Consider the following 11,186-nt stretch of genomic DNA (forward strand, 5'->3'; position numbering starts at 1 on the left):
CAGGGAAATCACCAGAACCGGCGCACGCCGCCTTTCCGTTCGCCCACGGGCACAGAACCAAAGGCCGAGCACTACACAGAGTTTGCCGACGGCCACCGAAATCCCGCCGCGGGGTTGTTAATCTGCTGCATATGGAACGCAGCGTGACAGGCCCACCGGTTCGCCGGTCGGCCGCCGCGGGAGACCGTCGGGTACCCGCATGACCGCTGCCGGACTGAACCACTACTACTGGCTCACCTCACTACTCGCCGCGCGCGGCCTGCAGACCAGAACCTGTCGCGTGATCGCGGCTCTCAACGCCGTACTCGGCATGGTTCCCGCGCTGCTGATCCTGAGCCCGGCCGGCCCGCACGGGCCGGTGCGCCAAGCGGTCGCCATCGCCATCGGGGTCTTCGCGCTCGGAATCGGCGCCTTCTGGCTCCGCCATTCCTGGCCGTCCCAGCGGTTCTCCGCGGTCGCGGTGTCCCTCGGCTCGATCCCGATGAGCGCCGCCTGCCTGATCATGTCCGATCCCCTGCTCGGACTCCTGGCCACCAGCGCGTTCATCTTCTCCAGCGGCTACGTGGCGTTCCTGCACCGTCCCAGCGTGCTCGCCGGCCCCTGGACCCTCGGTGGGCTCACGCTGGGATACCTGGCTATCCAGATCGGGTCCCGCGACCCCGCCCTGGCCGCCTGCGCCGTGCTGATCATCGCGCTGCTCAACGTCTTCGTGTTCTTCACCTGCCGCGTGGCGATCGGGTTGAGCTCCACGGACATCCACCACAGTGAGATCGAACAGCTCACCGGCATGCTCAACAAGGACGGCCTGTATTCACGCGCCGCGAACCTGCTCGCGGCCCGGAACCGGCAGGACGACCGTCACATGGTGCTGGCCGTGGTCAGCATCGACAGCTTTCCCCTGCTGTCGTCCGTGTCCGGCCCCCGGCGCGCCAACCGGGCCCGGATCGACGTCAGCCAGGCGTTGCGGGAGACCGTGCGGCGCAACGCGATCGCCGCACACATCTCCGACAGCGACTTCATCATCGCGGACACCTTCACCACCCCCGACGCGTCGCCGTTGATCGACCGGGTCCAGGGCGCCATGAAGTCCACGCCGTCACGAGTGACCGCGAGCATCGGTGTGGTGGTGACACCGCTGGCCCCGTTGACGGTGCACCCGCCCGAGATCGTCATCGACGCGCTGCTGGCCGTCGCGGCGCAGGCCATGGAACGCGCCCGCGAGGACGGCGGCAACGACGTCCGTTACGACGTGCGGGACGACCTGCCGATCAACGAGTAGGCAATTCCGCCTTGATCCGCGGCGCGATGAGCCCCGCCAGGTAGTCGTGCCCGGCATCGGTGGGGTGCACCCCGTCGGGCGCGATCAGATCCGGGCGATCGACGAACCAGCGCTCGGCGATCGGATCGACGAAAGTCGCACCGGCCATGCCGGCCTGCATGGCGAGCACGTCCCGGATCTGGAGCACCGCGGGCGGCACGTCAGCAGTTGGCCACGGCGGGCCGATCACCAGCAGCTTGGCACCCGGCGCCGTCGCCCGTGCCAGTGCGAACGCGTCGTGCGCCATCCCCGACAGTTGCATGAGGTCGGCACCCTGGTCGTTGCGCGAGCCGAAGAACACCACGAGCGCATCGTCCGGACGCACCGCCCGCGCGGTCAGATCCCGGAAGATGCTGCCGTGGTCGCCGCGCACGACGTACCCGGCCCGTCCTTCGGCGGCGACGTCCGCGGCGATCGGGACGCCCCAGGCATCGAGGTTGCGGCCCGCCTGCGCCGTCCAACTCCGCGGACCCTGGCCACCGAAGTTCGTGCCGTTGGTATACGAATCGCTGATCACCGCGACGCGGTCGGGCGGCGTACCCGGGCGCACGTTTCGATAGGCGTGCGCCGATCCGGGCGCACTCACCACAGACGCCACGCACAGCACAGCTGCCAACAACAAGGTGGTCAGATGACGCACTGCTCTCCCATGATCCAGTCGGTGATTCGACGTACTCGGTCAGCCCGCCCGTTCGGCGCGCTTGACGTCGTCGTCAGATATCGCCTGCAGTTTACGTTGCCCTGCAACAGCTTTCGAGTTGTCGGCGGGGCCGACCATGCGGCGCATCCAGTGTCGCGCCGGTTCTTCGACGTAGTGGAACAGCAGCACCGCGCCGGCGAAGGACCCGGCCAGCAGGGCCAGCACGATGAACTTGGTCCCCCAGCTCGGGGACATGTCGATGCGGTACTGCGCAGCTGCCCAGTTCCAGCTCTGGTGCACCAATTCGTGGACCATGTACAGGCTGAACGAGACCTTGCCGCCGTAGACCATGACCCGGGTCGACAGCAGCGCGGGCAGGGTTCCGGTGCCGACCGACAAGGCCACCACCAGAGGCAGGAAGAAGATGTCGACCAGACCGAAGTCATCACGGACCGTCGGGATCGGATGTGCGTCGAACCAGTACACGAGGCCCACGATGAGGCCGAGCAGCACCACTGACAGCACGCCGGCGAGGGTCCGGCCGCGGTCGGTCAGATTCAGTTTGCGCACGGCGGCGCATGCCAGGGCACCGGCCGTGAACTGCAGAACGATGCGCGGCAGCCAACTCCAGGGCGTGTAGAACTCACCCGTCGCGGCCAGGAAGAGCAGCGGCGGCAACGTTGCGGCAAAGGCCAGCCACAGCAGGGCGCGCGCCCGGCTGGCCCGGGCGACGCGGAACAGCACGATGACCAGCAACCCGAACAGCAGATAGGCCAGCCATTCCGCGCTGATCGACCACGCGGGGCCGTCCCAGCTGGAATTGTCGAAGAACGGCACCACCCACAGCTGGACCAGGAACAGCTGGCGCAGATAGTTGGGGCCGGTGAGGGTGGCCGCAGCCGGCGACGGGAAGTCGCCGACATTCAGCGTGAAGATGATCCAGGCCACGGCCAGATGCATGGTGACCAGGTAGACGGGCCACACTCGGGCCAGTCGCAGCCACAGGAAATGCAGTGTCGCGCGCGTCGACCACGCGGGCCCCATGCGCTCGAGGTAGTTCCACGTCAGCACGAATCCGCTGAGGATGAAGAACAGGTCGACGCCTTGGGCGCCGCAGTCGAGTATCGGGGCGAGGGCCTCGCTCAGCGGCGGGGAAGCCTCATGTAGCAGCGGACGAAAGTGGAACAGCACCACCCACACTGCGGCGACGATGCGCAGGCCGGACAGTGCCTTGATTTCACCGCTCGGCACAACACTCATGACGGGGAAAGGGTAACAGCGGCAGCGACCCGGGTCCCGGTAGGAAACCTGTGACTTTTCTTGGATGACACTCCCGTGCGCGTGAGGCTCGCTCGAAATTTCACTTCCTCTCCAGAGGCTGGAATATCCGGCCTCTGGAGAGCATTATGTAGACATGCTAATTAGGCGGAAATTCACGACATCAGCGGTCGCCGCGGTGGCCGCCACAGCAGCGATAGTTGCCGCTCCGGCGGCGGCGATGACGCTCTCCGGAAGCTTCGGTGCGGACCGAACTGTGGTTGCCGACAACGGCTACGGCGGACCTGACGGCCAAGGCGGCGGTGGCGGCTGCGGCGACGGCGCGAACTGGCAGGGCTGCGGCGGCTGGAACCCCAGCACCGGCGGATTCGGCCACGGCTGCTTCAACGGAATGTGCGGCGGCTGGGACGGCACTCGCGGCTGGGGCGGATAACCCTTTTACCCCCGGGCGGGAAATCCCTAAGCTCGCGGCCATGGACGTCCCGAGCCCGCGACCCGACGCGCCGCATCTGGCCGACGTGGTGCCGGCGGTGTTGGCAGCGATGGGTGTGACAGGAGCGCAACTCGACGGGGTCCATCGCCCCATCGACCTGCCCGCCGGCATTCGAGGTGCCTGCGTCCTGCTGATCGACGGCCTCGGCGCGCAGCTGCTGGACACCTACTCGGGCGACGGTCCCGTGCTGGCGGGCCTGCGTGGGCGGACCCTGCGTGTCGGCTACCCCGCCACCACCAGCGCAGGCCTCGCCGCGGTGGGCACGGGCCGACGCTCCGGCGAACACGGCATGGTCGGCTACTCATTCCGGATCCCCGACCACGGCGTGGTCAACGCACTGCGCTGGACGCCACATCCCTTTGGCGCCGATCTCCGCGACGTGCTGGTGCCGGAGGAAGTCCAACCGCTGCCGACCACCTTCGATCGGGCCACCGAGGCCGGCATCGACGTCAGCGTCATCTCGGGCGCCGAATTCACCGGCTCGGGGCTCACCCGGGCGGTGCTGCGCGGCGGGCAGTACGTCGGGGTGCATCGGCTCGGCGACCTCGCAGCCCGGGTGCAGCAGGCCGTCGCCGGCGGCGGGTTCTGCTACGGCTATCACGCCGACCTCGACATGCTCGGTCATCTGTACGGCGCGGGGTCGACCGCGTGGCGCATGCAACTACGGCAGGTGGACCGGCTGGTCGAATCGATCGTCGACGCCCTACCGGCCGGTGGGCTGCTGGCGGTCGTGGCCGACCACGGCATGGTCAACCTCGACGAAGCCGAGGCCGTCGACCTCGATTCGCATCCTGATCTGCTGGACGGCGTTGCCGCCGTCGCCGGGGAGGCGCGCGCCCGGCACGTCTACGTCGCCGCCGGGGCAGCCGACGCCGTCGCGGACAGGTGGCGGGAAACTTTGGACAGCAAAGCCTGGGTCCGGACCAGAGACGAGGCCATCGACGAAGGGTGGTTCGGTGCGCGGGTCAGTGACGCGGCGCGGAGCCGGATCGGCGACGTCGTCGCGGCGGCGCGAGACAATGCGGGACTGCTACGCAGGAAGGTGGAACCTCTTGAATCTGCTCTGATCGGACAGCACGGATCGTGGACAGATGCCGAGCAGCTGGTCCCGCTGCTCATCGCATGTGGTTGATGGCGCCGGACTACTCCGGCTTCAGATGCGCGTCGTCGGCGAAAACGAGTGATCCGCTGTCCAGCAGAACAGCCCAGCGGCGGGCGGCGTCGACAATGTGCTTTTCCCCGACATCGACGGAATAGCCCGCATGGTCGCCGTAGTCCTCGACGATCACGCCGTGCACGTCCTTGGCGTCGCCCCGGTTGACGCGAACCCGCATATCAACGGCAAACTTGGCGTTCCTACCCATAACCACCCCAGCATTTCTGGTAATCACCGCAGGTACGGAACCTCGGCCTACCGACCTCGGCCCCGACGTCAGTAGGTACCGAACTTTAGGCCACCGTGACAACAGCGGCAAAGCAAACACCAACGATTGACAGGTAGATGGTACGCGCCGTACCAACCAGCGTCGGCTACCGTCTTCGCCGTGATCGTGCTGCTGCCGCCCTCGGAGACCAAGCGCCCAGGTGGCGACGGACCACCGCTGCAGCTCGGCACGTTGAGTGTGCCGGAACTCACGCCGCTCCGGAAGACGCTGGTCGACGAACTTGTCGCCCTGGCAGCCGACCCGGAAGCCAGCCGCAAGGCCCTCGCCATCTCCGCCTCGCAAGACGCGGAGATACAGCGCAACGCCGAACTGCACAGCGCGCCGACGATGCCGGCGATCGAGCGCTACACCGGGGTGCTGTACGACGCCCTCGATGTCGGTTCGCTGCGCGGTGCCACCGCGATCCGCGCCCGGGCCCGGCTGGCGGTCGGATCGGCCCTGTTCGGGCTACTGCGCGCGGACGATCCGATTCCCGCGTACCGCCTGTCGGCATCGTCGAAGCTGCCCGCCGGCGGCACCCTGGCCAGCCGCTGGAAGCCCGTCCTTGAGCCTGTCCTGGCCCAACTCCAGCAGCATGAGCTCATCGTCGACCTGCGGTCCGGCTCGTACGAGGCGCTCGGCAAGATCCCTGGCGCGGTGACGGTCGACGTGTACACCGAACACGCCGACGGGCGCCGCACCGTCGTCAGCCATTTCAACAAGGCCCACAAAGGACGGTTGGCACGAGCGCTGGCCGGTAGCCGGGCCGAGCCGGACGACGCCGCCGCCGTCGCCTCCGCCGCACGTCGCGCCGGAATGCGCGTCGAACGTGACAGCTCTCGACTGACCGTTCTGGTCACGGCGTGACCCCGGCTGCGCGACGGGTCGCCGCCGGTCTGCGATAATGGCTCTCGAGGGGAGTATTCCTTCGCCGCGGTGTCGTCATCACGTTGTCCAACGTCGGGCAGCCGGTATCGCGGGCCGCTGCGGCGGCGGTAGAGACCTCGGTCGTTCACTGACGCCCGGAGGCACCCTCGCATGAATGTTTCTACGCTGGAATGGTCGATCACCCTTGGTGTGACGATCGCCGTACTGCTGTTCGACGTGGTGGTGATCGGCCGCCGCCCCCACGAGCCCACGACCCGGGAAACCGCCGGCTATCTGGCCGTCTACGTCGGCCTCGCAATCGCCTTCGGAATCTGGGTGTGGAACTTCCACGGCGGCGATTACGGCGTGGAGTACTTCGCCGGCTGGCTCACCGAATACAGCCTGTCGGTCGACAACCTGTTCATCTTCCTGATCATCATGGCCAGCTTCAAGGTGCCCAGGGTCTTGCAACAGGAGATCCTGCTGATCGGCATCATTCTGGCGCTGATCTTCCGTGGCATCTTCATCGCCCTTGGCGCCGTTGCCATTTCGCAGTTCTCGTGGATCTTCTACCTCTTCGGCGCCTTCCTGGTGTACACCGCCGTCAAGCTGGCCCGGGACACCGAGCACGACGACGACGCCGAGAACTCGATGGTGCGGTTCGCCCGCAAATACCTGAAGGCCTCCGACCAGTGGGACGGCAACCGGTTGCACACCACCGTGAACGGCAGGCGGGTGCTGACCCCGATGCTGCTGGTGATCGTCGCGCTGGGCACCACGGACCTTTTGTTCGCACTCGACTCGATCCCGGCGATCTACGGCCTCACCCAGGAGCCGTACCTCGTGTTCACCGCGAACGTCTTCGCACTGATGGGTCTTCGCCAGCTGTACTTCCTCCTCGGCGACATGCTCAAGCGGCTGGTCTATCTGTCGCAGGGCCTGGCCTTCATCCTCGGGTTCATCGGTGTGAAGCTGGTCCTGCACGCGTTGCACGAGAACACGCTGCCGTTCATCAACGGCGGTGAGCCTGTGCATGTGCCACAGATCCCGACGCTGCTGTCGCTGGCCGTCATCATCGTCACGCTCGTCGTGACGACAGTGGCGAGCCTCTACCGCACCCGCGCAGACAGCAAGGCCGGCATCGACTGACCGAGCCAAACCGGTCGCGGTTGCCAGATCGATTACGCGCCAGCAGGATGCCCTGGTGACCGATCTCGTGGACGATGCCATCGGGCAGGCGCAGCTGGTGGCCAGCGGCGCGGTGACCAGCGCCGAGCTGCTGGAGGCCGCGATCACCCGGCTCGAATCGGCGCGCCCGCTCAACGCCGTGGTCACCGATCTGTTCGACCGCGGCCGCGAACAGGCCCGCCGGCTCGATGAGTCCGGCACGCTGCGCACCGGCACGGCCGGACCGCTGGCCGGGGTGCCGTTCCTGCTCAAGGACCTCGGGGCGTCGCTGGCCGGCGCCCCGGAGGCCATGGGGTCACGGGCGCTGCGCAGCCATGTCGCCGACCACACCGCCTGGATCGTGCAGCGGTATCTGGACGCCGGGCTGGTGATCTTCGGCAAGACCAACACCCCGGAGTGGGGCAACCACTGCACCACCGAACCGTCCCTCTTCGGGCCTACGGTCAATCCGTGGTCACCGGAGGTCACCCCAGGCGGGTCGAGCGGAGGGTCCGCCGCCGCCGTCGCGGCCGGCATCGTGTCCGCCGCCTCTGGTGGCGACGGCACCGGCTCGATCCGGGTGCCGGCATCATGCTGTGGCGTCGTCGGCCTCAAACCTCGCCGCGCCCGGACCTCGTTCGCGCCCAGCGGCGGGCACGGGCTGGAGGGGCTGGTCAACGAGCATGCCCTCACCCGCACCGTCCGCGACTGCGCGGCGCTGCTCGACGCCGTCACCGGTAGCGCACCGGGCGACCCGTACTCTGCTCCCCGGCCCGCCCAGCCGTTCCTCGACGCCATCGCGCAGACCCCGGCGGCGCAACGAATCGCGATCGCGGTGGATTCGCCGTTCCCGGGGCCGGGCACTGACCCGCAGGTCGCCGCCGCCGTCGAGGCCACCGGCGCGCTGCTGGCGGGTCTGGGCCATCAGGTCGAGCCGTCGGCGCCGAGCATCGATCCAGACGCTGTCGCCGACGCCGTCGCGGTGCTGCACCGGGTCAGCAACGTCCAACTGCATGAGCTGGCCGCGGCGCACCTGGGCCGCCCGCCACGCGAAGACGAGTTCGAACCGAGCACCTGGATGATGATCCGCGAGGGATTCGCCACCACAGGCCTGGCCTACGCCGAAGCCATCGCGGCCGTCCACGACCAGACCCGGCGGTTCGCCGCCGGGATGGCCGGCCACGACGTCCTGCTGGTGCCGACACTGCTGTCCGCACCGCCGCCGTACGGCCTGCTCGACCAGCCCCGCGCCAGCACCCGGGAATTCTTCGACGTCGAATTCGCCACCACCGGCTGGACGTCGCTGGCCAACGTGACGGGCTGGGCCGCCATTTCCCTGCCGCTGGGCCGCACCGCGGACGGACTGCCCATCGGCGTCCAGCTGGTAGCGCCGGACGAGACCATCTTGCTGCAACTGGCCCGGCAACTGGAGCAAGCCGCGCCCTGGGCGGACCGCTACCCGCGCCCCTGAGCCCGCCCATTGCGGCGTGCGACAATTCGGCCATGGCCATGTCGATCGATCGCCCCAAGCTGGAAGGCAACATTGCCGTCGGCGAGGGCCGCCAGATCAGTTTTGCCGAGTTCGGCAACCCGCAGGGACGCGCGGTGTTCTGGCTGCACGGGACGCCGGGCGCGCGGCGGCAGATCCCGACCGAGGCCCGTTCCTTCGCCGCGCGCAAGGACATCCGGTTGATCGGCATCGACCGGCCGGGCATCGGCTCGTCGACGCCCTACCAGTACGAGAACGTGCTCGGTTTCACCGACGATCTACGCACGGTTGCCGACACCCTCGGCATCAACCGGTTCGCGGTGATCGGGCTGTCCGGCGGCGGCCCCTACACCCTGGCCGCAGCGGCAGCTATGCCCGACCGGGTGGTGCTGGCCGCGGTGCTCGGTGGCGTCGCTCCGTTGATCGGTGAAGACGGCATCAGCAGCGGGCTGATGGAGCTGGCGAAGATCGCCCGGCCGATCATCGAGGTCGCCGACACCCCCATCCGGTGGGTCGCCGGCTCGGTGATCAAACTGATCGGACCGTTCGGCTCCCCCGCCCTCGACCTGTATGCCCGCATCTCGCCCGACGGTGACCGAAACCTGTTGAGCCGTCCGGAGTTCAAGGCCATGTTCCTCGACGATCTGCTCAACGGCAGCCGCAAGCAGCTGGCGGCACCGTTCGCCGACATCGTCGTGTTCGCGCGCGACTGGGGCTTCCGGCTGGAGGACATCAAGGTGCCGGTGCACTGGTGGCACGGCGACGCCGACCACATCGTGCCCTACGCCCACGGCCAGCACGCGGTGGCGCGTATTGCCGATGCCGAGTTGTACACGCTGCCGGGCGAAAGCCACCTCGCGGGTCTTGGTGTGCCCGAAGACATCCTGACCAAGATTCTCGAGGTCTGGGACGCCGCCGACCTGGCGGCCGCACAGTAGCGCCGGTCAGGCTGTGACGGCCTGACCGCTGAGCACCCGGCGCAACATGTGCATGGCGACCGTCGTCGACCGCTCGCGGATGTCTGCCCGGTTGCCCGGCAGGTGGATGGTCCGGGTGTGAATTGTGCCGTCGGCCAGCCGTACGCTGAAACACACTGTGCCGACCGGCTTCTCGTCGCTCCCACCGCCTGGGCCGGCAATGCCGGTGATGCCCACGGCGACGTCGGCGCGCAGCCGCTGCAGCGCGCCGGCCGCCATGGCCTCGGCAACCGGTTCGGAAACCGCACCGTGCGCCGCGATCAATGCGGGGTCGACGCCGAGCAGGTCGGCCTTGGCCTCGTTGGAGTACGACACCACGCCACCGGCCAGATAGGCCGACGAACCCGGCCGGTCGGCCAGCCGAGCTGCCAGCAGGCCCGCCGTGCACGACTCGGCCGTCGCGATGGTACGGCCCGAAAGCAGCTGCGCCACTTGGTCATCGACCAGCGCGCCGTCCTCGGAGAAGACCTCGTGCCCGTGGCGTTCACGGAGCAGTGCGGCCAGTTGCCGGTAGCTCTCGGCGGCGTCGGGTTCGTAGCGGGTGACGATCTCCAACTCGCCGCGACGCAGGCATGTCGTGATCTCCAGGCCGGCGAAACCGGCGACCAGGGTCTCGGCTTCCCGCAGGGTTTCGGCCAGCCCCGACTCGGGCAGACCGAACATCCGGATGGTCTCCTGGGTGTAGATGGTGCGCCCGGCAATCGCCCGCTGGGCGGTGGCCGTCTCGATGGCGCGGGTCCACATCGGCTGCAGTTCACGGGGCGGCCCGGGGAGCACGATGACCGTCGGCGCGCCCCCGGCCCGGGTGACCACGACGCCGGGTGCGGTGCCGACCGGGTCCAGAATCTCGACACCCTCGGCGCTGCCACCCTTGGGCACCAGCGCCTGCTTACGGTTGGCGGCCCGGACCGCGTCGAAATCGGCGCCAGGGAACCGGCCCATGAAGGACCGCAGGATCTCCGCGATGCGCTCCTCGAGTGCTTCGTCGAGCACCAGGTCGCGGCCGCAGAACCGGGTCACCACGGCGACAGTCATGTCGTCGGCCGTCGGCCCGAGTCCACCGCTGGTCACGATCAGGTCGACACCGTGCGCGGCAAGGAAATTCAGCTGGGACTCGATGTCTTCGGGCCGGTCGCCGCAGATGGTGATGTGGGCGAGCTCGACGCCGAGTTCCAGCAACCGATCCGCCAGCCACGGCCCGTTGAGGTCCTGGACCCGCCCGGTGAGAACTTCGGTCCCGGTCACCACGATGCCCGCACGCACGCCCATGGCGATCACAGTACGGCGCTACCGCAGGGCCCTGCGGACTGAGTCAGCCCGCCAGCCAGGCGCGCACGGTGCCGAGCTCGCGCGTGTAGGACTCCATCATCCCGTCCTGGAAGCGCGAGCTGCCGCTGATGGCGTCGTCGCCCTGCCAGATCACGCGGACCCGAGAAGCGCCACGCAGGTAGACGTCCACCCGGTCGTCCTGGCGGCGCTGCCACCCGGTTTCGGCGGTGTGCTCGGCCAGTGCGGATCGTTCGTCAGCCATCG

12 protein-coding genes are annotated in these 11,186 nt (G+C 68.4%); 7 read left to right on the top strand and 5 right to left on the bottom strand.

Annotated features, from left to right (window positions below; translation table 11 throughout):
* Positions 1 to 199: 199 nt before the first annotated feature.
* Positions 200 to 1,279, top strand: coding sequence for a diguanylate cyclase domain-containing protein (locus AC3WTE_RS10815; RefSeq protein ID WP_492437471.1), 1,080 nt, complete (start codon positions 200 to 202; stop codon positions 1,277 to 1,279).
* Here the strand turns inward: AC3WTE_RS10815 and AC3WTE_RS10820 are convergent.
* Positions 1,269 to 1,958, bottom strand: a complete 690-nt coding sequence (locus tag AC3WTE_RS10820; RefSeq protein ID WP_492437472.1) for an Rv0518 family GDSL lipase — start codon at positions 1,956 to 1,958, stop codon at positions 1,269 to 1,271. The two genes, AC3WTE_RS10815 and AC3WTE_RS10820, sit on opposite strands and share 11 nt — an antisense overlap.
* A 39-nt stretch (positions 1,959 to 1,997) precedes the next feature.
* Positions 1,998 to 3,218: an acyltransferase family protein gene (locus AC3WTE_RS10825; protein WP_492437473.1), complete on the bottom strand. Its 1,221-nt coding sequence runs from the start codon at positions 3,216 to 3,218 to the stop codon at positions 1,998 to 2,000.
* Positions 3,219 to 3,372: 154 nt separating this feature from the next.
* Between AC3WTE_RS10825 and AC3WTE_RS10830 the strand changes: the two genes are divergently transcribed.
* Positions 3,373 to 3,669 carry a hypothetical protein gene (locus AC3WTE_RS10830; protein ID WP_459365337.1) on the top strand — a complete coding sequence of 99 codons (297 nt, stop codon included), beginning with the start codon at positions 3,373 to 3,375 and terminating at the stop codon, positions 3,667 to 3,669.
* A gap of 40 nt (positions 3,670 to 3,709) precedes the next feature.
* On the top strand, positions 3,710 to 4,861 hold the full coding sequence (locus AC3WTE_RS10835; protein WP_492437474.1) for an alkaline phosphatase family protein: 1,152 nt from the start codon (positions 3,710 to 3,712) through the stop codon (positions 4,859 to 4,861).
* Positions 4,862 to 4,871: 10 nt separating this feature from the next.
* On the opposite strand, the gene AC3WTE_RS10840 is transcribed toward AC3WTE_RS10835, so the two are convergent.
* Entirely contained in the window at positions 4,872 to 5,093 is a 222-nt protein-coding gene (locus AC3WTE_RS10840) for a hypothetical protein (protein WP_492437475.1), read from the bottom strand.
* A gap of 180 nt (positions 5,094 to 5,273) precedes the next feature.
* On the opposite strand from AC3WTE_RS10840, the gene yaaA reads away from it, so the two are divergent.
* From yaaA to AC3WTE_RS10860, 4 genes are all read left to right on the top strand, one after another.
* The gene (gene yaaA / locus AC3WTE_RS10845; protein WP_492437476.1) at positions 5,274 to 6,020 is read left to right on the top strand and encodes a peroxide stress protein YaaA; all 747 of its coding nucleotides are present in this window, start codon (positions 5,274 to 5,276) and stop codon (positions 6,018 to 6,020) included.
* Positions 6,021 to 6,191: 171 nt separating this feature from the next.
* A complete protein-coding gene (locus AC3WTE_RS10850; RefSeq protein ID WP_492437477.1) occupies positions 6,192 to 7,169 on the top strand; it encodes a TerC family protein in 978 nt (325 codons plus the stop codon).
* 55 nt (positions 7,170 to 7,224) lie between these two features.
* Complete coding sequence (locus tag AC3WTE_RS10855) at positions 7,225 to 8,658, top strand: amidase (protein WP_492437478.1); 1,434 nt, start codon at positions 7,225 to 7,227, stop codon at positions 8,656 to 8,658.
* Between the two features lie 32 nt (positions 8,659 to 8,690).
* A complete protein-coding gene (locus AC3WTE_RS10860) occupies positions 8,691 to 9,614 on the top strand; it encodes an alpha/beta fold hydrolase (RefSeq protein WP_492437479.1) in 924 nt (307 codons plus the stop codon).
* 6 nt (positions 9,615 to 9,620) lie between these two features.
* On the opposite strand, the gene AC3WTE_RS10865 is transcribed toward AC3WTE_RS10860, so the two are convergent.
* Positions 9,621 to 10,922: a competence/damage-inducible protein A gene (locus tag AC3WTE_RS10865; RefSeq protein WP_492437480.1), complete on the bottom strand. Its 1,302-nt coding sequence runs from the start codon at positions 10,920 to 10,922 to the stop codon at positions 9,621 to 9,623.
* Positions 10,923 to 10,965: 43 nt separating this feature from the next.
* Complete coding sequence (locus AC3WTE_RS10870) at positions 10,966 to 11,184, bottom strand: hypothetical protein (protein ID WP_459365344.1); 219 nt, start codon at positions 11,182 to 11,184, stop codon at positions 10,966 to 10,968.
* Between the last annotated feature and the right edge of the window lie 2 nt (positions 11,185 to 11,186).

The sequence above is a fragment of the Mycobacterium sp. FW102-FHT13B02 genome, from assembly GCF_058790275.1.